This is a genomic window from Mycobacterium intracellulare ATCC 13950, assembly GCF_000277125.1.
GTDB lineage: Bacteria > Actinomycetota > Actinomycetes > Mycobacteriales > Mycobacteriaceae > Mycobacterium > Mycobacterium intracellulare.
In genome coordinates this window covers 750,009-771,435 of sequence record NC_016946.1, presented here as the reverse complement: position 1 = coordinate 771,435, position 21,427 = coordinate 750,009, and the positions used below count along the sequence as shown (strand labels likewise).

The window sequence follows — 21,427 nt, the reverse complement described above, 5'->3', positions numbered from 1 at the left end:
CATGGTCGGTCGTCTGGTCGCGGCCGGTCACGACGTCCACGCCCTGGGCCGCACCGCCGAAAAGCGCCGCGAGCTCGAGCAACTGGGCGCGCGCGTCGTCGCGGAGGACGCCGACGCCGGCGCGCACGCCGACGTGGTGGTGCTCTGCGTGTTCACCGACGAACAGGTGCGCCGCGTGTGCCTGGACGGCGGATTGCTACCGGCCATGCCGTCGGGATCGACACTGGTGGTGCACACCACCGCCAGCCCCAACACCATCGAGGCCATCGCCGCGCGCGCCGATCACGTCGACGTCGTCGACGCCGCGGTCAGCGGTGGCCCGCACGACATCGCGGCCGGCCGGCTCACCCTGTTCGTGGGCGGGGCCGAGCCGGCGGTGGACCGGGTACGACCGCTGCTGGGTTGCTACGGCGATCCGGTCCTGCACGTCGGGCCCGCCGGCGCCGGCCAGAAGGTGAAACTGGTCAACAACGCCCTCTTCGCGGGGCAGATCGGGCTGCTCGCGGAAGCCATCCGGCTGGGCGAACGCCTCGGCGTGCCCGAATCGACGTTGCTGAGCACCCTGGGCCATGGCAGCGCGACCAGTCGCGTGCTGGACCTCGTCGCGGCGGGCGGGTCCGTCGCGTCGTTCATCGAGGTAACCGGCGACTTCGTCGGCAAGGACGTGGCCGTGGTGCGCGATGTCGCGGCGGAACTGGGCAGCGACCTGGGCGCACTGGATGACGTCATCACGGCGATCGAGACCGCGAAGATGGTTTGAGATGCCAGCGTTTTGGTCTTTCCGGTTCGTCACGAAGGTATTACCGTTAGCGTTACAGTCGGGGACTCCGCTGTAAAGGTTTCAGCCCGACCTCGCCGCTGAGGAGGATTCAGTGACAAAAGCGAAAGTCGTCTTCGATCCATACTCCGAGGACTACTTCAACAACCCGTACGACATCTATCGGCGGATGCGCGAAGACGCGCCCCTGTATTACGACGAAAAAGAGGACTTCTACGCGTTGACCCGCCATGAAGACGTGGCCGCCGCGTTCAAAGACTTCGAGACGTACTCGTCGGCACGCGGCTGCGACCTGGCGATGGTGCGGCGGGGCATTGCCCCCGAGCAGAAGTCGATCATCTTCATGGACCCACCAGAGCACCGCCACATGCGCAGCCTGCTCAACAAGGCGTTCACCCCCCGGGCGATCCAATCGCAGCGCGAGACGATCATCGAGGTGATCGACAAGTATCTGGGCGCGGTCGACCCCGACAACTTCGACGTCGTGCAGGACTTCTCCGGGCCGTTCCCGGTGGAGGTCATCACCCGGATGGCCGGTGTGCCCGAGGAATACCGCCAGCAGGTCCGGCACTGGATCGACACCAGCCTGCACCACGAGCCGGGCCAGATCGAGGTCAGCGAGGCCGGCGTGCAGGCCAACATCGACACGGCGATGTACTACTTCAGCCTGGTCCAGGAACGGCGCCAGGAGCCGCAGGACGACATGATCAGCCGGCTGATCGCCGCCGAGATTCCCGGCGAAGGCGGGCAGCTGCGCAAGCTCGACGACATCGAGATCTGCGGGTTCGCAACCCTTCTGGGTGGCGCGGGCGCGGAGACCGTCACCAAACTGATGGGCAACGCCGCGGTGATCTTCGCCAATCACCCCGACCAGTGGCAGAAGCTGCAGGAGGACCGCGACAAGATCCCCGGGGCGGTCGAAGAACTCCTGCGCTACGAGGGGCCGGTGCAATACAACGTCCGCTACACCCTCAAAGAGGCCCACGTCAGCGGCGGAGTCATTCCGGCGGGCAAACCCGTGTTCCTGTGCGGAGCCGCGGCCAACCGCGACCCGGATGCCTTCACCAACGCCGACACGTTCGACATCGAGCGCGATCACACCGAGGCGCAGCACCTCGGACTCGGGTACGGCATCCACAGTTGCCTGGGCGCCGCGTTGGCCCGCCTGGAGAGCAGGATCGCGCTGGAGCGGCTGCTCGACTTCATGCCGCGCTACGAGGTCGACTTGGCCGGGTGCAAACGGGTGACCATGCAAAATGTGGCGGGCTGGAAGAACGTGCCCGTCAAGGTGCTTCGTTAAAAGGGGGCCACGATGACGAAGAAGATCGAAGTCGACTGGGGACTCTGCGAGAGCAACGGTGTCTGCATGGGCATCAACCCGGACATCTTCGAGCTCGGCGACGACGACATGCTGACCGTCCACCAAGAGGAAGTCACCCCGGAGAACGAGGCGGACGTGCGCGAGGCCGTCCGTCAATGCCCTCGGCAGGCAATCTCCATCGTCGGTGAGTAGCGATCAGAATCCGGAGAGGATGACCGCGTTGCAGTCGGCGGCCTGCTGGCGCAGCTTCGCCGCCTTTTGGTAGCCCTCGGATTCGTACCAGGCCCGGGCGGCATCCACCGATTCGAATTCCAGGACGACGGTCTGGTCGCCGTGCCAGTCGCCCTCAATGACTTTGGGCGCGGTGTCCACCGCGAGAATGGTGGCCCCGCTCATCGCCGATCCGGCCGCCTGGGCGTACGCCTTCATGCCCTCCGGGTCCTTGATCGCCTCGGTCAGGATGACATAACCTTTTGCCACGCCGAATCTCCTTGCCTGCCTGTGGATTAGTTACTTCTCGCTGATCGCCTGCTCGGGACAACACTGGATGGCTTCCCGGGCGTCGGCCTCCAATTCCGTTGGGACGTCGGAATCTATCGCTTCGGCGTAGCCGTCGTCGGTCAGGCTGAACACGTCGGGACACAGCGTCAGGCACATCCCGTGACCGCGGCACCGCTGATCGTCTACCCAGACCTTCATGCGAGCGTGAACTCCAGGTGCAGTTCGGTCAGACCGCGCAGGATATACGTCGGAACATATTGGTAGCGACGGTTATTCGCCGGGCCGTGCTTGTCCTCGTTGATCCTGATGTCGGTCGTGCGGTCGAGCAGCCGCTCGAGCGCCACCCGCGTTTCGGCCCGCGCCAGCGGCGCGCCGGGGCAGCTGTGAATTCCGCGGCCGAAGGAGATGTGCTGTCGGGCGTTCTTGCGGGCCGGGTCGAACGTGGCGGGGTCCTCGAAGCGGCGCGGGTCGCGGTTGGCGGCCGCCTGCACGATCATCACGGTGCTACCCGCGGGCAGGTCGACGCCTCCGACATTGGCGGGCACCCGGTTCATCCGGAAGTCGCCCTTGACCGGGCTCTCGTGGCGCAGGGACTCTTCGATGAAGTTGGGGATCAGGCTGCGGTCCTTGCGCAACTGCGCCTGGACGTCGGGCCGCTCCCCCAGCGTCTGCAGCGCCGCACCGAGCAGCCGCACGGTGGTCTCCTGGCCCGCCGAGAAGACGTTGGCCGCCACGCGCGCCACGTCCTCGACCTCGGGGATCGAGCCGTCGGGGAAGGTGGCGGTCGCCAGGCCGGTCAGCACGTCGTCGCGGGGCTCGCGGCGACGGTCGCGGACGTAGTCGGAGAACAGGCCGTAGAGGAATTCCAGCGGGCTGTGGGCCAGCGATTCCTTGCCGGTGCCGCCGACGCCGCCACCCGAGTGCTCGCGGATGCCCTTGACGAATTTGTCGCGGTCTTCCATGGGCACGCCCAGCAGGTCGGCGATCACCAGCAGCGTGAAGGGGCCGGCGAAGCCCTTGATCCATTCGCCGTGGCCGGGCGCCAGGAACTCGTCGAGCGCCTGGTCGGCGAGCGCCCACATCGCGTCCTCGTTCTCCTTGAGGCGCTTGGGGGTGATCAGCCGCATCAGCAGGGAGCGGTGGTTGGTGTGGGTCGGCGGGTCGAGCGTGGGCAGCTGGTCGCTGAAGGGCAGTTCGTCGCGGTGCCGCTCGATGAGCTCGGTGACGTCGTCGCCCTCGAGCGGCACCGGAAAGCCGGGGAACGGCCCGGTCACGGAGATGCACGACGACCACGTCTCGGCGTCGTTGAGCACCGCGCACGCCTCGTCCCAGCCGGTGATCATCGTGACGTCGTGATGGCTTTCCCGCGTGACGGGGCACCGCTGGCGCAGCGCCTCGTAGTAGGGGTACGGGTCCGCGATGAGCTCGCTGCCGCGGAAGAAGTCCAACTCGGAGAATTCCTTCGTCATCTCCTGCTCCTTGAATCTCGGCTAGTGAGAACGTGCCTCTCGCAGATGAGCATTACATTTCCATAGGGCGCGGTGGTCGTCAACGCGGGGTCCCGCCCGCGCGCCGAGACGGGCGGCACGTCGAGCCGTCGTGCGGGCCCCCGGCACGCCGAATCAGCTGGCGGGCACCAGATCGGCGGCGACCGACGGCCACGCCAAAAGACCGCTCCGAAAGGTCTCGACGTGCGCGACGGGAAGCTGCGGGGCACCCGCGGCATTCGACGCGGCCGCCAGGGCCTGCGCCTTGAACGTCTGGGCGGCCATGCTCAGCTGGTGTTGCACCAGTCCGACGCTTTCGTCGAGTTCGGACGGCCAGTTCTCCCCCCACAGCGTGACCTCGGTGACGCCGTGATCGAGGGCCTGCAGCACGCCCTGACGCACCCGCGGATCGCAGCCGAACAGGTCGGCCGCGGCGGCCAGGGCCTGCGGTCGGGGACGCGACTGCACCGACGTCAGGGCGTCCTCGAGGTCGAGCACCCGGGCGCCGACGATCTGCAAGGGCCGGACGTCGGGGTGGTCCGCGACCAGCACGGTGACGTCCCATCCCGCCATCGACCGGTCGAAAATCCAGCCGCCGGCGAAGCGCACCACGTCGATGACGGTGGCGGCGACGACGTCGAGCCGGTATCTCATGGCGTCGCGGGTTTCTTCGTGGGTGCGAAGTCCCGCGCCAGTGTCTCGGCGTACTGCTTGAACACCTCGGGGAGTGGTATCGAAGGATCGAGCAACCATGTGGTTTCCATTCCGTGGACGAAGGCGAGGATTTCCACTGCCTTGACGGCGGGGTCGATGTCGTCGCGGTACCGGCCATCGGCCTGACCGCGACGGATGAGATCGGCGACGATGTCGGTCGCGGCGCGGTGCCGGGCCAGCATCCGGTCGTGCAGCGGCGCCTCGGGGAGGATGTTCTCCACCAGGAGCACCGTGAAGGTGCCCACCAGCTCGGGGGCGCGGTGGAACCGGTCGGCGACCTGGGTGATCTGGTCGAACAGGTCGCCGGTTCGGTCGGCGTGGGTGTCGTCGTCGAGGTCGCGCGCATCGAGCACGGCGTGCAGCAGCTGCTCCTTCGATTCGAAGTGATGCAGCAGGCCCGCGGGGGTCACCCCGGCCTCGCCGGCGATCTGCGCGAGCGTCGTGCTGCGCCAGCCGTTACGGGTCAGGAGGCGTTGGGCGACGTCGAGGATCCGCTGTTTGCGGTCCTCCCCCTTGGCGAGAAGCGTGTCGTAGCGCCGTGCGACGGCCAACTGGACTCCCTGGAGCAGACGGGTGCGATTGGCGGCTGAACCAACCTAGTGAACACACAGTAGGTTAGTTGGGCCGCTGTGACAAGGGTCACCGGGGTGTCTTTTTCGTGAGCCGGGTCGCCGCTAGCGGACGAGCTCGACCAGCGTCGCGTTGGCGGTCCCGCCGCCCTCGCACATGGTCTGCAGCCCGTACCGAATCCCATTGTCGCGCATGTGATGCGCCATGCGGGTCATCAGCACGGCTCCCGAAGCGCCCAGCGGGTGTCCCAGCGCGATCGCGCCGCCCAGCGGGTTCATCCGGGCTGGGTCCGCTCCGGTTTCCGCCAGCCACGCCAGCGGGACCGGCGCGAACGCCTCGTTGACCTCGAACACACCGACGTCGGACAGCGCGACGCCGGCCTTGCTCAGCACCTTCTCGGTCGCGGGAATGGGGCCGGTGAGCATGAGCACCGGATCCGCCCCGGTGACCGCGCCCGCCACGTACCGCACGATCGGGGTCAGACCCAGTTCGACGGCCATCTCGGCGGTGGTCACCAGCAACGCGGCCGCACCGTCGGAGATCTGCGAGGAATTGCCGGCATGGATCACACCGTCCTCGGTGAAGGCCGGCTTGAGCGCGGCGAGCTTCTCCGCGCTGCTTCCGCGCCGCACCCCCTCGTCGGCGGCCACGACGTTGTTCTCGGCGCCGTCGACGAACACCGGCACGATCTGGTCGGTGAACGCGCCGCCGTCCTGGGCCGCGGCCGCCCGCTCGTGGGACTCGGCGCTGTACTCGTCGAGGCGGGTGCGGGAGAAGCCCCACTTTTTGGCGATCATCTCCGCCGAGAGGCCTTGGTTGAAGGAGAAATCGTCATAGCGGGCAAGCACTTTCGGGCCATAAGGCATGCCCGAGGCGCGCGCCGAGCCGAGGGGGACGCGGCTCATGACCTCGACACCGCCGGCCACCACGACATCCTGCTGGCCCGACATCACCGCCTGCACTGCGAAGTCCAGCGCCTGCTGGCTGGAGCCGCAGGCGCGGTTGACGGTGGTCCCGGGGATGCTTTCCGGCCAGCCGGCGGCCAGCACCGCGTAGCGGCCGATGTTGCTGGACTGGTCGCCCACCTGGGAGACACAGCCCCACACCACGTCGTCGATGATCTCGGGCCCGATGCCGGTGCGATCGACGAGTTCGTTGAGGACGACCGCGGACAGGTCGGCGGCGTGCATGCCCGCAAGTGCGCCGTTACGTTTCCCGACCGGGGTGCGCACGGCCTCGACGATGACTGTTTCACGCATATCTCTACTCCGATTGTTTCTCGCCCGAATCCGGTTCCACCCCGGATTTTGTTAGGGCCCATCGACCAGTAAACGACGGCTCCCGCCGCTGCGCGAAAGCGGCATAGGCCGCCGCGGTGTCCGCGGTGGCGTAGTTGACGCCCTGCGCGCGGGCCTCGCTGGCCAGCGCGTCGCGCAAGGTGCGGTCGGCGCCCTCGTTCAGCAGCGCCTTGGTGTGGGCGAGCGCGATCGGGGGGCCGGCGGCCAGCCGATTGGCGAGATCCGTGACGAAGGCGTCGATCTCCTCGGCCGACACCACCCAGGTCACCAGGTTCAGCGCGCACGCCTCCTCGGCATCGATCGTGTCCGCGAGCAATGCGAGGCGCTTCGCCTGTTGCAGGCCAACGATTTTGGGCAGCAGCCAGGAGCCACCGAGGTCGATCGACAGACCACGCTTCGAAAAGATCTGACAGAACGTCGATTCCGGGGTCGCGACCACCAGGTCGCAGCCCAGCGCGAGATTCCAACCGGCCCCGACGGCCACACCGGTCACCTTGGCGATCGTCGGCATCGATAGCTCGTGCAACGCCAGCGCCACGTCGGTCAGGCGCTGCAACTTGTATTTCGGATGGATGTCCTCGGGCACCGAGATGTCGGCCCCCGAGCAGAAGCTGCCCCCGGAACCGGTGAGCACGAGCGCGCGCACGCCAGGATCGTGACCGGCGGCGTCGAGCGCGTCGCGCAGGGCGACCCATAATTGCGGGTTGATCGCGTTCTTGCGCCGTGGCCGGTTGAGGGTGAGTGTGCGCACGCCGTCGCGGTCTTGCGACAGCAACAACGGTTCGTCGTTCGTGGTCATCGGTGTCGAACGCGCGTCACATCACCACGCCGCCGTCAACCGGCGGCAGCCGACCGGCATCAGTAGCTCCTCGGCAGCTTCAAAACGTTGGCTCCCAGGAAATTCAGGATCATCTCCTGGCTGACCGGCGCGATCTTCATCAGCCGGGCCTCACGGAAGTAGCGGGTGATGTGGTACTCCTCGGCGTAACCCATGCCGCCGTGGGTTTGCAGCGCGCGGTCCGCGGCGGTGAAGCCGGCATCGGCGCACAGGTACTTGGCCGTATTAGCCTCGCGCCCACAGGGTTTGCCGTTGTCGTACAGCCAGGTGGCCTTGCGCAGCATCAGCTCGGCGGCATCGAGCCGGGCCAGGGAATCGGCGAGCGGGAACTGCAGGCCCTGGTTCATCCCGATCGGCCGGCCGAAGACCTCGCGCTCGTTGCCGTATTTCACCGCCTTCTCGAGCGCCACCCGGCCGATACCGAGGGCCTCGGCGGCGATCAGCATCCGCTCCGGGTTCAAGCCATCGAGGATGTACTGGAATCCCTTGCCCTCCTCACCGACCCGGTCCTCGACCGGCACCTCGAGGTTGTCGATGAACAGCTCGTTGGAGCTGACGGCGTTGCGGCCCATCTTGCGGATCGGACGGATGTCGACCCGGCTCCGGTCGAGGTCGGTGAGGAACAGCGTCATCCCGTCGGTCTTCTTGGTGACCTCGTCATAGCTTTGGGTCCGGGTCAGCAACAGGATCTTGTCGGATTCCATCGCTTTGGAGATCCACACCTTGCGACCGTTGACGATATAGCGATCGCCGTCGCGCTTGGCGAACGTGGTGATACGGGAAGTATCAAGCCCCGCACCGGGTTCGGTCACGCCGAAGCACACGTGTACCTCTCCGGTCGCGACCGCGGGCAGCGTCCGGGCCTTGAGGTCATCGGAGCCGTGCACCACCACGGGCTGCATGCCGAAGATGGACAGGTGGATCGAGCTGGCGGCGTTCATGGCGCCGCCGGACTTGGCGACCTCCTCGAGCAGGATGGTCGCTTCGGTGATCCCGAGGCCGTGGCCGCCGTATTCGGTGGGGATGGTCATTCCCAGCCAGCCGCCATCGGCGATGGCGCGGTAGAACTCGGTCGGGAATTCGTGCGCCTGGTCCTTTTCCATCCAGTACTGGTCGTCGAACTTGCGCGCCAACTCCGCGACCGACCGACGGATCAGTTCCTGGTCCTCGGTCAATTCAAAGTTCATTCCACCCACTGGTGGCACTCCTCGTCCTCAGCGCGAGAAGACGCAGAATCGCACGAATTCCGCCCGAACAGTGCGATTCTGCGTCCGCTCGCCAGGTCAGTCCTTGTTGCCGGAAAGGGCTTTGGCGTTGGCCGCGAAATCCGCGAAGGACGAGCCGCCTCGGCTGTCCTTTTCGTGGCCCTGGGCCTTGATGGACACGTCGTGCCCCTCGGCGGCTTTGCGCAGCGCACCGACGGTCGCCTGCTCCCGCGAAATGTGGGTGAACGGGTCGAACGAGTACCAGCGCATGGCGTTCTCGTAGGTCATCTTGTTGATCTCGTCGTCGGGAACGTTGTTGAGGGACAAGACATCCCACAGCTCTTCGGGCGCACCCGGCCACATCGAGTCGCTGTGCGGGTAGTCGGCCTCCCAGCAGATGTTGTCGATGCCGATCATGTTGCGCAGCGCCACGCCGACCTTGTCGCTGATGAAGCAGGTCAGGAAGTGGTCGCGGAACACCTCGCTGGGTAGCTTGCCCTTGAAGTCCTGGTGCGTCCAGGCGGAGTGCATCTCGAAGGTGCGGTCCGCGCGCTCCAGGAAGTAGGGAATCCAGCCCGTTCCGCCCTCGGACAGCGCGATCTTGAGGTCCGGGTATTCCTTGATCGGCCTGGACCACAGCAGGTCGGCGGCGGCCTGCACGATGTTCATCGGCTGCAGCGTGATCATCACGTCCATCGGCGCGTCCGGCGCGGTGATGGCCAGCCGCCCTGAGGAACCGATGTGCACGTTCATCACGGTGTCCGTGTCCACCAAGGCTTTCCACAGGGGGTTCCAGTATTCGTCGTGGAAGCTGGGATAGCCCATCGCGGCGGGGTTCTCGGTGAAGGTCAGCGCGTGCACACCCTTCTTGGACACCCGGCGCACCTCGGCGGCGCACGCCTCGGCGTCCCAGATGACCGGTATCGCCATCGGGATGAACCGCGCCGGGTAGGCGCCGCACCACTCGTCGATGTGCCAGTCGTTGTAGGCCTGCACCAGCGCGATCGAGAAGTCGTTGTCGTCGGTGGCGAACAGGCGCCCGGCAAAGCCGGGAAATGACGGGAAGCAGATCGAGGCCAGGATGCCGCCGGCGTTCATGTCCTTGACGCGCTCGTCCACGTTGTAACAACCCGGCCGGATCTCGTCGAGCCCGGTCGGCTCGATGCCGTACTCCTCCTTCGGCCGGCCGGCCACCGCGTTGAGGGCCACGTTGGGGATCACGGTGTCGCGGAACTTCCACATGTCCGAGCCGTCGGCGTTGTGCACCAGCCGGGGCGCATCGTCCTGGTACTTCTTCGACAGATGGTTCTTGAACATGTCGGGCGGCTCGACCGTGTGGTCGTCGACGCTGATCAGGATCATGTCCTCTTTGTTCATGGCCGTCCCTTCCGTCGGTTCCACCGAATCGATCACGGACTCGGCGAATCGCTGTCCCGTGCCAAGATCACTAAAATGAAAACTATCTTCTCGCCAGGCGAGAATCAACATCCATCGGTTGCTGAGCCGGCCCGCACCCGCCTGACCAGCGACCGAAGGAAAGGGAGGAATTCCCCGCCGCCGACCGGCGATGCCATGAGGTAGGACCCGGCCTGACACCGCGGCGGGCCGCGCCGCCCGTTGTTCGGTACGGCGGCCATCCCGACCACCGCGTAGACCAGGCGATGACCGCACCTGTACTCGAGCGACACGCCGGCATTGACCGGGCGCACGTTTCGTGCCAGTCTGTTAGTTGCAAATGAGAATACGATTCTCTTTCACCGAGAGGACACTGCTAATGCGCTTGCGGCCGCTCCCCGCCGATCAGTGGGACGAGGCTACCCAGCAGGCACTCTCGGCCATGCGTGAAGCGGACACCAACAACGCGCTGTCGACGCTGGCCCACCACCCGGCCCTGGCCAAGGCGTTCCTTCGCTTCAATGTCCACCTGCTGACGTCGTCCACGCTGCCGCCTCGCATCCGCGAACTGGCCATCCTGCGGGTGGCCCATCGCCGGCAGTCCGCCTACGAGTGGTCCCACCACGTACGCATGGCCAAGGAAGAAGGGGTCACCGAGGACCAGATCGCGGCGGTGCAGCGTGGGGAGGGACTCGACGCGTTCGACCAAGCGGTCATCACCGGGGTCGACGAGCTCGACGAGAAATCGGAATTGTCCGACCACACGTGGGCGACGTTGGGCGAGCGCCTCAACGACCAGCAACGCATGGACTTTGTCTTCACGGTCGGCTGCTATGCGCTGCTGGCCATGGCCTTCAACACTTTTGGCGTCCAGCCCGAACACGCCACCACAGCCGCTAACAACGTCGAATAAGAGGAGTAAGAACGTTGCCGCACTTCCCCAAGCCAGCCGCCGGCAGCTGGACAGAAAACTACCCCGATCTGGGCACCGAACCGGTCGACTACACCGACTCGATCGATCCCGCATTCTTCGAAGCCGAGCGCGACGCGGTCTTCCGGCGAATGTGGCTCAACGTCGGAAGGGTCAACCGGCTCCCCCGCACCGGCAGCTACTTCACCAGGGAACTGCCGTCGGCCGGCAAGGGGACGTCGGTGATCATCGTCAAGACCAAGGACGGGTCGGTCAAGGCCTACCACAACGTCTGCCGCCACCGCGGAAACAAACTGGTGTGGAACGACTTTCCGAACGAGGAGACGTCCGGCACCTGCCGGCAGTTCACCTGCAAGTACCACGCCTGGCGTTACAACCTCGACGGTGACCTGACCTTCATCCAGCAGGAAGAAGAGTTCTTCAACGTCGACAAGGGCGACTACGGGCTGGCGCCCGTCCGCTGCGAGGTGTGGGAAGGTTTCATCTTCATCAACTTCGATGACAACGCGGCGCCGCTCACCGACTACCTCGGGCCGCTGGCCAAGAGCATCGAGGGCTACCCCTTCGGCGAGATGACCGAGACCTACTCGTACCGGGCCGAAGTCGGCAGCAACTGGAAGCTGTTCATCGACGCGTTCGTCGAGTTCTACCACGCGCCGATCCTGCACCAGGGTCAGTACACCAAGGAAGAAGCCGCCAAGATCCAGAAGTTCGGCTACGAGGCGCTGCACTACGAATTGGCCGGCCCGCACAACCTGCAGTCGACGTGGGGTGGTCAGGCACCGCCGGAGGACATGTCCATGGTCAAGCCGATGGACCAGGTGTTGCGCAGCGGGTTGTTCGGTCCATGGGACAAGCCGGAGATCATCGAAAAGCTCGAGCTGCCTGCGGGTGTCAACGTCAAGCGGGTGCCGCAGTGGGGCATCGACTCGTGGCTCTTCTACCCGAACTTCATGCTGCTGATCTGGGAGCCCGGCTGGTACCTGACCTACCACTACTGGCCGACCGCGGTGGACAAGCACATCTTCGAGTCCACCCTGTATTTCGTCCCGCCGCGCAACGCGCGGGAACGCCTCGCCCAGGAGTTGGCGGCCGTGACGTTCAAGGAGTATGCGCTGCAGGACGCCAACACCCTGGAAGCGACCCAGACCATGATCGGCACCCGGGCCGTCAAGGAGTTCCTGTTGTGCGACCAGGAAGTCTTGATCCGTCATCTGCACAAGACGACCAATGACTACGTGAAGGAGTACCAGCGCAATGGCGCTACCGTCTGAATTTGCCGCCCTCGAGCCCTATTTGGATTGGGACCTGGCCACCGAACCCGAGCGCTACGCCAAACGGCTGGCCTCGACGATGGCTGAGATGCAGGAGTTCTACGACGTCGCGTTCCCGTTGCTGAACGACGTGATCGCGTACTGCGACAAGTTTCCGCTGGACGACCTGCCGGATGACGCAAAGACCCTGATGCACATGATGCAATCGTTGGTGATGGTGTCGTTCCCGATCGAGGCGTGGAAGCAGCCGCGCGTCCCGGACAGCGGCGCGGCGTGGGTTGAAGTGCTTCGGGAACCGGTGATCTGACTCGTGCTGACCCTCAAGGCCGCCGGGCTTCTCGACGTTGACAGCGGCGAGATCCTTCGGCCCGGCATCGTGCGGATCGAGGGTGACCGGATCGTCGGTGTGGGGGGCGAGCCGGAAGGCGAGCTCATCGATCTCGGCGACCAGATACTGCTGCCCGGGTTGATGGACATGGAGGTCAACCTCTTGATGGGCGGGCGCGGCGAGACGCCCGGGCTGTCCCAAGTGCAGGACGACCCACCGACGCGGGTGCTGCGCGCGGTCGGCAACGCCCGACGCACGCTGCGCGCCGGGTTCACCACCGTGCGCAACCTCGGCCTGTTCGTCAAGACCGGCGGATACCTGCTGGATGTCGCGCTGGGCAAGGCGATTGACGCGGGCTGGATCGAGGGGCCCCGAATCGTCCCGGCCGGTCACGCGATCACGCCCACCGGCGGGCACCTGGACCCGACGATGTTCGCCGCGTTCATGCCGGGCGCACTCGAGCTCACGGTCGAAGAGGGCATCGCCAACGGCATCGACGAGATCCGCAAGGCGGTGCGATACCAGATCAAACACGGCGCCGAATTGATCAAGGTGTGCGTTTCGGGCGGCGTGATGTCGTTGACCGGCGAGGCCGGCGCACAACACTATTCGGACGAGGAACTGCGCGCGATCGTCGACGAGGCGCACCGGCGCGGGCTGCGCGTCGCCGCGCACACGCACGGGGCGGAAGCGGTCAAGCACGCGGTCGCGTGCGGTATCGACTGCATCGAACACGGCTTCCTCATGGACGACGAGGCCATCCAGATGCTGGTCGACAACGACCGGTTCCTGGTGACCACCCGCAGGCTCGCCGAGGCGATGGACGTGTCCCGCGCGCCGAAGGAGTTGCAGGACAAGGCAGCCGAGATGTTCCCGAAGGCGAAGACGTCGGTCAGGGCCGCCTATGAGGCCGGCGTGAAGATCGCGGTCGGCACCGACGCGCCGGCGATACCGCACGGCAAGAACGCCGACGAACTCGTCACGCTGGTGGAGTGGGGTTTGCCGCCTTTGGCGGTGCTGCGCGCGGCCACCACCACCGCGGCCGAGCTCATCGACAAGACCGACCGGGGGCGCCTCGCGACGGGCCAGCTCGCGGATATCATCGCGGTGCCGGGAAATCCGTTGGAGGACATCACCGTTACCCAAAACGTCAGCTTCGTGATGAAAGGTGGCAAGGTCTATGTCGACCCCCGGTCAGCCTGAAAGCGGCCCAACCAAAACCGACGACCTCGTCGAGATCCAGCAACTGCTCGGCCGCTATGCGGTGACCATCACCCAGCAAGACATCGACGGTCTCGTCGCGGTCTTCACCCCGGACGGAACCTATAGCGCCTTCGGCGAAACCTACAGCCTGAGTCGATTCCCGGAACTGGTGGCGGCAGCCCCAAAGGGCTTGTTCCTCACCGGGACTGCGGTGGTCGATCTCGACGGTGACGCGGCCAGCGGGACCCAACCGCTGTGCTTCATCGACCACTCCAGTCACGACATGCGGATCGGCTACTATCGCGACACCTATGTGCGAACCGCCGACGGATGGCGCCTCAAGACCCGCGCGATGACGTTCATCCGCCGCAGCGGTGTGCACGATTCCGGGCGCCCGCACGCCATCGGGCGTCCCGCCGGTGACTCGGCGTCCCAGGCAACGACCTAAGGAGCCAACCAATCGACAGTGCGGTGAATGTCGAGCAGTTCCGGGCGGACCTGCGCGCGTGGCTCGACGACAACGATCTGACACCCGGGCCCGACCACTCGCTGCAGGGCCATATGCAGCAGTTCGCCCGGGTCAGTCGCGCGCTCTACGACGCCGATTGGATGCGCTACGGCTGGCCGGAGGACGTCGGCGGATTGGGCGGTCCGGCGGTGCTGCGGGCGGTCGTCGGCGAAGAAGTGGTGGGCCGTCGGCTGGCCGAACCCGGCCCGTACTCGATGCTCGAGGTGCTGGCACCCACCATGATCGACTACGCGCCCCCGGAGCTCGCCGCGGAGATGGTGCCGCGGCTGCTGAGCGGCGAAGAGCAATGGTGTCAGGGCTTTTCCGAACCGGGATCCGGCAGTGACCTCGCGTCGCTGACCACTCGCGCGACCCAGCAGGGCGACAACTGGATCGTCAACGGACAAAAGGTGTGGACCAGCTTCGCGCAGTTTTCGACGCGGTGCGTCCTGCTCACCCGCACCGCGCCCGGCCACGACGGCATCACCGCCTTCTTCGTCGACCTCGACACCCCCGGCATCACCATCCGGCCACTGCGCACGATGCACGGCGTCGACGAATTCTGCGAGGTGTACTACGACGACGTGGTGATTCCGGCGAGCAGGATGCTCGGCCGGCCCGGGGACGGCTGGCGGCTCGCCATGGACCTGCTGCCCTATGAGCGTTCCTCGTGCTTCTGGCAGCGAATCGCCTACCTCTACTCCCGGTTCGACGACCTGCTCGCCGAAGCATCCGAGATCGGTGAGCCCGACGAATCCGCGCTGGGCGGAGCCTATCTGGCGCTGCACACCCTGCGCTGCCGTTCGCGCGCCACCCAGCACCGGATGCGCGACGGGGCCCGCCTGGGCCCGGACACCTCCATCGACAAGGTGTTGTTGGCCGCCGCCGAGCAGCGGCTCTATGACACCGTCCATGACCTGTTGCCGGGGAAGCTCGAACTCGAAGACACACCGTGGCGTTCGGAGTACCTGTACTCGCGCGCGGCGTCGATCTATGGCGGTACCGCCGAGATCCAGCGCAATATCATCGCCCGCCGATTGCTCGACCTCGGGAAGGAGTGACCGTGACGCCTCCGCCGGACACCGAGTCAGACCCCCAATCGCTGCGGCTGCTGGCCGACTCGCTGCGGACGACGATGGGCGCCGCCTCCGGAACCAAGCTCGACGCCGCGCTGACCGACCTCGGCTGGCGCGACATGCTCGAGGAAATGCCCGACGCCGCAATACCGTTGGTCTTCAGGCTGCTCGGCGAGACCGGCTCGCACGCGCCCGTGCTCAACGATGTGCTGCTGTGCGCGGCCGGTGATGCGCCCGGGGGCGCGCTTCCGCTGCCGTTCGCCGGCGGGTCCTGGGTGCTGTGGGAGCGTCGCGACGAGTCCGACGCTGCGATCGACGAGCTGCTTCCCATACACCCTGTGCCGCAAGGCGATCCATTGCCGTCGGCCGCGCTGCACGCGGGATGGCGCGCCCTTGGCTGGTGGCTGGTCGGCACCAGCCGCGCCATGCTCTCGCTGGCCCGTCAACATGCCCTGGACCGCGTTCAGTTCGGTCGCCACATCAGCTCCTTCCAGGCGATCCGACACCGTCTGGCCGAGACGCTGGTGGCCATCGAGGGCGCCGAGGCGACGCTGCAGGCCGCCACCGAGTGCGACGACGAGGGGCTGGCCGCACTGCTGGCCAAAGCCGCGGCCGGCCAGGCGGCGCTGACCGCCGCACGGCACTGCCAGCAGGTGCTCGGCGGTGTCGGATTCACCGCCGAACACCCGCTGCACCACCACATCAAGCGCTCGCTCATTCTCGACGGACTGCTGGGAAGCGCGCGAGAACTCACCCGCGAGGCCGGAAGAGCTTTGGTGACAACGGGTTCCGCCCCACGGCTTGCCCAGCTGTGACGGATCGGCCCGCGCGATGACGATCGGCGGGCCTCTTCTCGGCGGCGTCCACGTAGACTCGTCCCGACACCACAAGGATGGGACGCAATGAGTCACCCCGACGCACCGCGCAACGAGGCCGGCGTCGCCTCGCTGCTGCTGGGCCTGGTCGGGCTCATCACGTGTTGGATGATGCTGGGGGTGCCGTTCGGTATCGCGGCGGTGGTGACGGGCGACGTCGCCCGCCGGCGCGTCGCCCGCGGGGAGGCGAACAATCCCCGAACCGCGTTGGCGGGAATGGTTTTAGGCGTGATCGCGATACTGGTCGGTCTCGTCGCCATCGGCTATTACGCCAGGCTGGACGTCGCCAGGCACTGACGCGCGGATCAATTCCGCGGGAGCCCCAGCACGCGTTCGGCGATGATGTTGCGCTGAATTTCCGAGGTGCCGCCGGCGATGGTCGCGGCGAACGTGCGCGTGTACCGGTCGAACCAGGCGCCGTAGTGGCTGTCCAGGTTGAGTGGGGCGAACGGGGCGGTGACCCCGTGCAACGCCAGTCCCTCCCCGCCCTTGGCGCCCAGCGCGTCTTCGCAGGCGCGTTGCATTGCCTCCGATCCCAGCAGCTTGAGCACCGACTGGGCCGGCACGTCCTCTTCGCCGCGCGCGGCTTTGGCCAGCGTCGCCGACCCGAGCAGTCGCATCGCGTAGAAATCCATCACCAGCGTCGCGTAGCGATCCCGCTGGACAGGCCCCGCGGGCCTGGACTCGACGGTCAGCGCGTGCAACATGTCTGCGTAATCCAGCCACAGCATCGCGCGTTCGTGACCGAGCGAACCGGTCGCCACGCGCCAGCCCGCGTCGAGCTCCCCCACCAGGTTCTCGGCCGGCACCCGCGCGTCGGTGAAGAAGACCTCGTTGAAGTCGACGTCTTCGATGTCGCCCATCGACGCGAATGGACGGCGGACCACACCGGGGGTGTCGGTCGGAATCAGTAACGCGCTGATGCCCTTGTGCTTTGGGGCGCCCGGATCGGTGCGCACGAACGTCAACAGCACGTCGGCGTGATGGGCGCCCGATGTCCACACCTTCTGCCCGTTGACGACGAAGTGGTCGCCGTCAAGCACCGCACGGGTTTTCAGCGACGCGAGATCGGATCCCGCGCCCGGTTCGCTCATGCCCAGTGACGCGGTGATCTCCGCCCGCAGGATCGGCACCGCCCAGCGCTGCTTCTGTTCGGGGGTGCCGAACGTCAACAACGACGCCGCGATGATGCCCACGCCCTGCGGGTTGAAGCTTTGATAGATCCGCCGTCGTGACAACTCTTCTTGGTACACGTATTGCTGCAGCAGCGTCGCGTTGCGCCCGCCGAACTCCGGGGGGTTGCCGGGCAGTAGCCATCCGCTGTCGAACAGCAGGCGTTGCCAACGGCGGGCCCACGCAGGGATGTCCGAACTCGACCGCGGCCGGTCGAGTGCCTCGGCCTCGGAAGGCAGATGCTCATCGAGGAACGCGATGAATTCGGCGCGGAACGCCTCCACGTCGGCGTCAAACGTCAGCTGCACGGCACTTCCCGAATGGTCCTGAGCGCAATCGCGCCGCCGGTAGATCACGCTTTCCGCCAGCGGCGCGGTTCACTCTTGCGATTACGCTTCCATACACACGTCTAAGAGAATAGTATTCTCGTGGTAAGAAAGTTACAATCTCCGACACGTGATCCGTGAGGGGGTCGAGCGCAGCGATGTCACGGCGTTCTCCGGTAGAGTCCAACCATGTTCTCCCAGCGCGGCAATCACCTGAGTCGGCCGTGACCAGTCCCAGCGAAGAGCCGGCCTGGAAGCAACGCGCTGTCGAGCGGTCCATCAAGACGGCGAAACTGCGTGCGGCGCAACGTGTTCAGCGCTTCCTCGACGCCGCCCAGGCCATCATCATCGAAAAGGGCAGCACCGACTTTACCGTCCAGGAGGTCGTCGACCGCTCCCGCCAGTCGCTGCGCAGCTTCTACCTGCAGTTCGACGGCAAGCACGAGCTGTTGCTGGCGCTGTTCGAAGACGCGCTGAGCCGCTCGGCCGACCAGATCCGCGCCGCCACGGAAAGCCACACGGATCCGCTGGAGCGGCTGCAGGTCGCCGTGCAACTGCTGTACGAGGCCTCGCGCCCGGATCCGACCGCCAAGCGCCCGCTGTTCACCGACTTTGCTCCGCGGCTGCTGGTGACGCATCCGGCCGAGGTCAAGGTCGCGCATGCTCCGCTTCTGGCATTGCTGACGGAACTGATGGACGCGGCTCACGATGCCGGCAAGTTGCGTAACACCATCAATCCCAAGCGCGTGGCCGCCATGACCATGCAGACGGTGATGTTCATCGCGCAGTCCAGCGGCGGACCCGACGACGCGACGACCCACCCCATCACCGCAGAAGAGGTATGGGACTTCTGCTCGCGCGGTTTCGTCGCGTAGCACGCCCCCACGGGCCGTAATCTTCCTCACTCCGGAGCTGAGCAGATAGCGCACGCCGTTTGCCCGTGAGAATGAGATTCTCTAATATCTAGAACCACAAATGGCCGAAACGGATTCGCCATTGACACCCGTGTTGGCCGAATGACAGAGTTCAAAAGCGGCAAGACCCACGATCCGGGGACGCGATTGTTCTCCGCGCAGGCGAGCCGATCAGATCAAGTCAGGAGTTGAGGTAGCCATGACCGGACGTGTTGAGGGCAAAGTCGCCTTGGTCACCGGAGCGGCGCGCGGTCAGGGCCGCAGCCATGCGGTGCGATTGGCGGAGGAGGGCGCCGACATCATCGCCATCGACATCTGCAAGCCCATCCGCGAGGGCGTGCTGGACACCGCGATCCCGGCGTCGACGCCCGAGGACCTCGCCGAGACCGCCGACCTGGTCAAGGGGCACAACCGCAGGATCTTCACGGCCGAAGTCGACGTGCGCGACTACGACGCGCTCAAGGCGGCGGTCGACAGCGGCGTCGAGCAACTCGGCCGGCTCGACATCATCGTGGCCAACGCCGGAATCGGCAACGGCGGAGAGACTTTGGACAAGACCAGCGAAGAAGACTGGACCGAGATGATCGACATCAACCTGGCCGGGGTGTGGAAAACCGTGAAAGCCGGTGTGCCCCATCTTCTGGCCGGCGGTCGCGGCGGATCCATCATCCTGACCAGCTCGGTCGGAGGGCTCAAGGCCTACCCCCACACCGGCCACTACGTCGCGGCCAAACACGGTGTCGTCGGGCTCATGCGCGCCTTCGGAGTTGAATTGGGACAGCACATGATTCGCGTCAACTCCGTGCACCCCACGCACGTCAAGACCCCCATGCTGCACAACGAGGGCACGTTCAAGATGTTCCGGCCGGACCTGGAGAACCCGGGCCCCGACGACATGGCACCGATCTGTCAGCTGTTCCACACGCTGCCGATCCCGTGGGTCGAGCCGATCGACATCAGCAACGCCGTGCTGTTCTTCGCCTCGGACGAGGCGCGCTACATCACCGGTGTGACCCTGCCGATCGACGCGGGTAGCTGCCTGAAATAGAGTTCCGTCCCATGGACGGATTTCTGTCTGGCTTCGACGGCCGCGGGGCCGTGGTCACCGGCGGTGCCAGCGGCATCGGCCTGGCCACGGCCACCGAATTCGCCCACCGCGGCGCCCGCCTGGTGCTCTCCGACGTCGATCAACCCGCGCTGGAACAGGCGGTGAACCGGCTGCGGGGCGAGGGTTTCGACGCGCACGGAGTGGTCTGCGACGTCCGGAATCTCGATGAGATGGTTCACCTCGCCGACGAAGCCTTCCGGTTGCTCCGCCGCGTCGACGTCGTTTTCAGCAATGCCGGCATCGTCGTCGCAGGGCCGATCGGCCAGATGAACCACGACGACTGGCGCTGGGTGATCGACATCGACCTATGGGGATCGATCCATGCCGTCGAGGCCTTCGTGCCCAGGTTGATCGAACAGGGCAGCGGCGGGCACATCGCCTTCACCGCGTCCTTCGCCGGGTTGGTGCCCAACGCCGGTCTGGGGACGTACGGCGTCGCCAAATACGGTGTCGTCGGACTCGCCGAGACACTGGCGCGTGAGGTCAAGGCCAATGGCATTGGCGTATCGGTGTTGTGCCCGATGGTCGTGGAAACCAAGCTGGTCTCCAATTCCGAGCGAATCCGGGGCGCGGACTACGGGCTGTCGGCCAGTCCCGAGGGCGCGTTCGGGACGTTGCCCACCCAGGACGAGAGCGTCAGCGCCGACGATGTCGCGCGGCTGACAGCCGATGCGATCCTGGCCAACCGGCTGTACATCCTGCCGCACGCGGCGGCCCGGGCGTCCATCCGCCGCAGGTTCGAGCGCATCGACCGGACCTTCGACGAACAGGCCGCCGAGGGCTGGACGCACTAGGTCGACGGGCCCAGCCGGTAGTCGCCGGTCCGCGGGTCGTGATACCACCCGCTGGAGGCCTGGGTGCCGCCGTCGATGTGCAGCGTCTGGCCGGTCAGATAGGCCGCCATGTCGGAGGCCAGAAATACTGCCGCGCTGGCGATTTCATCGACATGGCCGGGACGGCCGAGCGGCACCATGTCGCGCATGGCGCTCGTCGCGGCCTCGCCGCCGAGCTGCGCGAGCCCCTCGGTGAGCGTGATGTCGGGGGCTATCGCGTTGACCCGGATCCCGTGCGGCGCCAACTCCAGCGCCGCGGTCTTGGTGTAGTTGATGACACCGGCCTTGGCGGCCGCGTAGGCGGCGTAGCCCGGCGCCGCGCGCACGCCCTCGATCGAGGTCAGCGAGACGATGCTGCCGGGCAGGCCCTCGGACACCATCTTCCGGGCGACGCGCTGGCTGCACAGCAGCACGTGGCGCAGGTTGGCGCGATAGAGCGCGTCCCAACCGTTTTCACTCGTTTCCAGCAACGGCGAGGAGAACACGCCGCCGGCGTTGTTCACCAGGATCGTCGGCGTGCCAAGTTCCGCGATGGTGCGTTCCAGCGCGGCATCCACCTGGCCGCCGTCTCGGACATCGGTGACGATCCCCAGGCCGCCGATGGATTCGGCTGCCTGTGCGCAGGTTTGGGGGTCGCGCTCCCAGATCGCCACCCGAGCGCCGAAAGCCGTCATTCCGGCCGCGATGCCGCGGCCGATGCCCGCGCCCCCGCCGGTCACCACCGCGACGCGGCCGGTCAGCAGGATGTTCGAGGGGTCGATCGCCATCGTC

The 21,427-nt window shown here is 66.3% G+C and carries 24 protein-coding genes and 2 pseudogenes; 14 read left to right on the top strand and 12 right to left on the bottom strand.

The genetic code is table 11. From position 1 onward, the window contains the following. The first annotated feature begins 1 nt into the window (after position 1). The 3 genes from OCU_RS28860 (at position 2) to OCU_RS28850 (ending at position 2,291) form a co-directional block, all read left to right on the top strand. Positions 2-760, top strand: coding sequence for an NAD(P)-dependent oxidoreductase (locus OCU_RS28860; RefSeq protein WP_014379178.1), 759 nt, complete (start codon positions 2-4; stop codon positions 758-760). A gap of 112 nt (positions 761-872) precedes the next feature. Then, positions 873-2,078, top strand: coding sequence for a cytochrome P450 (locus OCU_RS28855; protein ID WP_009952165.1), 1,206 nt, complete (start codon positions 873-875; stop codon positions 2,076-2,078). Between the two features lie 12 nt (positions 2,079-2,090). Continuing rightward, the gene (locus OCU_RS28850; protein ID WP_007777398.1) at positions 2,091-2,291 is read left to right on the top strand and encodes a ferredoxin; all 201 of its coding nucleotides are present in this window, start codon (positions 2,091-2,093) and stop codon (positions 2,289-2,291) included. 3 nt (positions 2,292-2,294) lie between these two features. On the opposite strand, the gene OCU_RS28845 is transcribed toward OCU_RS28850, so the two are convergent. The 9 genes from OCU_RS28845 to OCU_RS28805 form a co-directional block, all read right to left on the bottom strand. Further along, positions 2,295-2,528, bottom strand: coding sequence for a DUF1330 domain-containing protein (locus tag OCU_RS28845; RefSeq protein ID WP_230487555.1), 234 nt, complete (start codon positions 2,526-2,528; stop codon positions 2,295-2,297). 81 nt (positions 2,529-2,609) lie between these two features. Further along, entirely contained in the window at positions 2,610-2,798 is a 189-nt protein-coding gene (locus tag OCU_RS28840) for a ferredoxin (RefSeq protein ID WP_008253680.1), read from the bottom strand. Then, a complete protein-coding gene (locus OCU_RS28835) occupies positions 2,795-4,069 on the bottom strand; it encodes a cytochrome P450 (protein ID WP_014379176.1) in 1,275 nt (424 codons plus the stop codon). The genes OCU_RS28840 and OCU_RS28835 overlap by 4 nt, the downstream gene beginning before the upstream one ends. A gap of 153 nt (positions 4,070-4,222) precedes the next feature. Then, positions 4,223-4,741: a hypothetical protein gene (locus OCU_RS28830; protein WP_009952168.1), complete on the bottom strand. Its 519-nt coding sequence runs from the start codon at positions 4,739-4,741 to the stop codon at positions 4,223-4,225. After that, positions 4,738-5,352: a TetR/AcrR family transcriptional regulator gene (locus OCU_RS28825; protein ID WP_008253677.1), complete on the bottom strand. Its 615-nt coding sequence runs from the start codon at positions 5,350-5,352 to the stop codon at positions 4,738-4,740. Before OCU_RS28825 ends, OCU_RS28830 begins: the two co-directional genes overlap by 4 nt. 123 nt (positions 5,353-5,475) lie before the next feature. Next, complete coding sequence (locus OCU_RS28820) at positions 5,476-6,630, bottom strand: thiolase family protein (RefSeq protein ID WP_014379175.1); 1,155 nt, start codon at positions 6,628-6,630, stop codon at positions 5,476-5,478. 4 nt (positions 6,631-6,634) lie between these two features. After that, positions 6,635-7,468, bottom strand: coding sequence for an enoyl-CoA hydratase/isomerase family protein (locus OCU_RS28815; RefSeq protein WP_014379174.1), 834 nt, complete (start codon positions 7,466-7,468; stop codon positions 6,635-6,637). Between the two features lie 59 nt (positions 7,469-7,527). After that, on the bottom strand, positions 7,528-8,694 hold the full coding sequence (locus tag OCU_RS28810) for an acyl-CoA dehydrogenase family protein (RefSeq protein ID WP_008253669.1): 1,167 nt from the start codon (positions 8,692-8,694) through the stop codon (positions 7,528-7,530). Positions 8,695-8,790: 96 nt separating this feature from the next. After that, positions 8,791-10,089 carry an amidohydrolase family protein gene (locus tag OCU_RS28805; protein ID WP_009952173.1) on the bottom strand — a complete coding sequence of 433 codons (1,299 nt, stop codon included), beginning with the start codon at positions 10,087-10,089 and terminating at the stop codon, positions 8,791-8,793. Positions 10,090-10,486: 397 nt separating this feature from the next. Here OCU_RS28805 and OCU_RS28800 point away from each other — a divergent pair, with 397 nt between their 5' ends. The 8 genes from OCU_RS28800 to OCU_RS28765 all read left to right on the top strand — a co-directional run bounded on the left by OCU_RS28800 (position 10,487) and on the right by OCU_RS28765 (position 16,599). Further along, complete coding sequence (locus OCU_RS28800; RefSeq protein ID WP_020188704.1) at positions 10,487-11,020, top strand: carboxymuconolactone decarboxylase family protein; 534 nt, start codon at positions 10,487-10,489, stop codon at positions 11,018-11,020. Positions 11,021-11,034: 14 nt separating this feature from the next. After that, entirely contained in the window at positions 11,035-12,312 is a 1,278-nt protein-coding gene (locus OCU_RS28795) for an aromatic ring-hydroxylating oxygenase subunit alpha (protein WP_009952175.1), read from the top strand. Continuing rightward, complete coding sequence (locus tag OCU_RS28790) at positions 12,296-12,619, top strand: hypothetical protein (RefSeq protein ID WP_009952176.1); 324 nt, start codon at positions 12,296-12,298, stop codon at positions 12,617-12,619. The genes OCU_RS28795 and OCU_RS28790 overlap by 17 nt, the downstream gene beginning before the upstream one ends. A gap of 3 nt (positions 12,620-12,622) precedes the next feature. Continuing rightward, on the top strand, positions 12,623-13,843 hold the full coding sequence (locus OCU_RS28785; protein WP_014379170.1) for a metal-dependent hydrolase family protein: 1,221 nt from the start codon (positions 12,623-12,625) through the stop codon (positions 13,841-13,843). Next, the gene (locus OCU_RS28780; RefSeq protein ID WP_009952178.1) at positions 13,821-14,291 is read left to right on the top strand and encodes a nuclear transport factor 2 family protein; all 471 of its coding nucleotides are present in this window, start codon (positions 13,821-13,823) and stop codon (positions 14,289-14,291) included. The genes OCU_RS28785 and OCU_RS28780 overlap by 23 nt, the downstream gene beginning before the upstream one ends. Before the next feature lie 23 nt (positions 14,292-14,314). Next, on the top strand, positions 14,315-15,412 hold the full coding sequence (locus tag OCU_RS28775; protein WP_014379169.1) for an acyl-CoA dehydrogenase family protein: 1,098 nt from the start codon (positions 14,315-14,317) through the stop codon (positions 15,410-15,412). After that, on the top strand, positions 15,409-16,242 hold the full coding sequence (locus OCU_RS28770) for an acyl-CoA dehydrogenase family protein (protein ID WP_014379168.1): 834 nt from the start codon (positions 15,409-15,411) through the stop codon (positions 16,240-16,242). The genes OCU_RS28775 and OCU_RS28770 overlap by 4 nt, the downstream gene beginning before the upstream one ends. Positions 16,243-16,329: 87 nt before the next feature. Continuing rightward, positions 16,330-16,599, top strand: a complete 270-nt coding sequence (locus OCU_RS28765; RefSeq protein ID WP_008253654.1) for a DUF4190 domain-containing protein — start codon at positions 16,330-16,332, stop codon at positions 16,597-16,599. Between the two features lie 8 nt (positions 16,600-16,607). On the opposite strand, the pseudogene OCU_RS51870 reads toward OCU_RS28765, so the two are convergent. Continuing rightward, positions 16,608-17,018, bottom strand: a pseudogene (locus OCU_RS51870) (acyl-CoA dehydrogenase family protein); the annotation flags it as partial. Positions 17,019-17,177: 159 nt separating this feature from the next. Further along, positions 17,178-17,759: pseudogene (locus OCU_RS51865) on the bottom strand (acyl-CoA dehydrogenase family protein); the annotation flags it as partial. A gap of 266 nt (positions 17,760-18,025) precedes the next feature. Between OCU_RS51865 and OCU_RS28755 the strand changes: the two are divergent. From OCU_RS28755 to OCU_RS28745, 3 genes are all read left to right on the top strand, one after another. Beyond that, the gene (locus OCU_RS28755; RefSeq protein WP_008253652.1) at positions 18,026-18,676 is read left to right on the top strand and encodes a TetR/AcrR family transcriptional regulator; all 651 of its coding nucleotides are present in this window, start codon (positions 18,026-18,028) and stop codon (positions 18,674-18,676) included. A 238-nt stretch (positions 18,677-18,914) separates the two neighbouring features. Continuing rightward, positions 18,915-19,763 carry a mycofactocin-coupled SDR family oxidoreductase gene (locus tag OCU_RS28750; RefSeq protein WP_014379166.1) on the top strand — a complete coding sequence of 283 codons (849 nt, stop codon included), beginning with the start codon at positions 18,915-18,917 and terminating at the stop codon, positions 19,761-19,763. A 23-nt stretch (positions 19,764-19,786) separates the two neighbouring features. Next, positions 19,787-20,617: an SDR family NAD(P)-dependent oxidoreductase gene (locus OCU_RS28745; RefSeq protein ID WP_085981099.1), complete on the top strand. Its 831-nt coding sequence runs from the start codon at positions 19,787-19,789 to the stop codon at positions 20,615-20,617. Here the strand turns inward: OCU_RS28745 and OCU_RS28740 are convergent. Continuing rightward, positions 20,614-21,423 carry an SDR family NAD(P)-dependent oxidoreductase gene (locus tag OCU_RS28740; RefSeq protein ID WP_014379164.1) on the bottom strand — a complete coding sequence of 270 codons (810 nt, stop codon included), beginning with the start codon at positions 21,421-21,423 and terminating at the stop codon, positions 20,614-20,616. The genes OCU_RS28745 and OCU_RS28740 overlap by 4 nt on opposite strands. Positions 21,424-21,427 lie beyond the last annotated feature (4 nt).

Excerpts from the sequence above, each read along its gene's own strand:
- OCU_RS28815 (WP_014379174.1), bottom strand. The coding sequence starts at position 7,468 with ATGACCACGAACGACGAACCGTTGTTGCTGTCGCAAGACCGCGACGGC.
- OCU_RS28840 (WP_008253680.1), bottom strand. The coding sequence starts at position 2,798 with ATGAAGGTCTGGGTAGACGATCAGCGGTGCCGCGGTCACGGGATGTGC.
- OCU_RS28810 (WP_008253669.1), bottom strand. The coding sequence starts at position 8,694 with ATGAACTTTGAATTGACCGAGGACCAGGAACTGATCCGTCGGTCGGTC.
- OCU_RS28780 (WP_009952178.1), top strand. The coding sequence starts at position 13,821 with ATGTCGACCCCCGGTCAGCCTGAAAGCGGCCCAACCAAAACCGACGAC.
- OCU_RS28835 (WP_014379176.1), bottom strand. The coding sequence starts at position 4,069 with ATGACGAAGGAATTCTCCGAGTTGGACTTCTTCCGCGGCAGCGAGCTC.
- OCU_RS28850 (WP_007777398.1), top strand. The coding sequence starts at position 2,091 with ATGACGAAGAAGATCGAAGTCGACTGGGGACTCTGCGAGAGCAACGGT.
- OCU_RS28805 (WP_009952173.1), bottom strand. The coding sequence starts at position 10,089 with ATGAACAAAGAGGACATGATCCTGATCAGCGTCGACGACCACACGGTC.
- OCU_RS28820 (WP_014379175.1), bottom strand. The coding sequence starts at position 6,630 with ATGCGTGAAACAGTCATCGTCGAGGCCGTGCGCACCCCGGTCGGGAAA.
- OCU_RS28830 (WP_009952168.1), bottom strand. The coding sequence starts at position 4,741 with ATGAGATACCGGCTCGACGTCGTCGCCGCCACCGTCATCGACGTGGTG.
- OCU_RS28790 (WP_009952176.1), top strand. The coding sequence starts at position 12,296 with ATGGCGCTACCGTCTGAATTTGCCGCCCTCGAGCCCTATTTGGATTGG.
- OCU_RS28750 (WP_014379166.1), top strand. The coding sequence starts at position 18,915 with ATGACCGGACGTGTTGAGGGCAAAGTCGCCTTGGTCACCGGAGCGGCG.
- OCU_RS28845 (WP_230487555.1), bottom strand. The coding sequence starts at position 2,528 with ATGAAGGCGTACGCCCAGGCGGCCGGATCGGCGATGAGCGGGGCCACC.
- OCU_RS28740 (WP_014379164.1), bottom strand. The coding sequence starts at position 21,423 with ATGGCGATCGACCCCTCGAACATCCTGCTGACCGGCCGCGTCGCGGTG.
- OCU_RS28765 (WP_008253654.1), top strand. The coding sequence starts at position 16,330 with ATGAGTCACCCCGACGCACCGCGCAACGAGGCCGGCGTCGCCTCGCTG.
- OCU_RS28800 (WP_020188704.1), top strand. The coding sequence starts at position 10,487 with ATGCGCTTGCGGCCGCTCCCCGCCGATCAGTGGGACGAGGCTACCCAG.
- OCU_RS28860 (WP_014379178.1), top strand. The coding sequence starts at position 2 with ATGGTCGGTCGTCTGGTCGCGGCCGGTCACGACGTCCACGCCCTGGGC.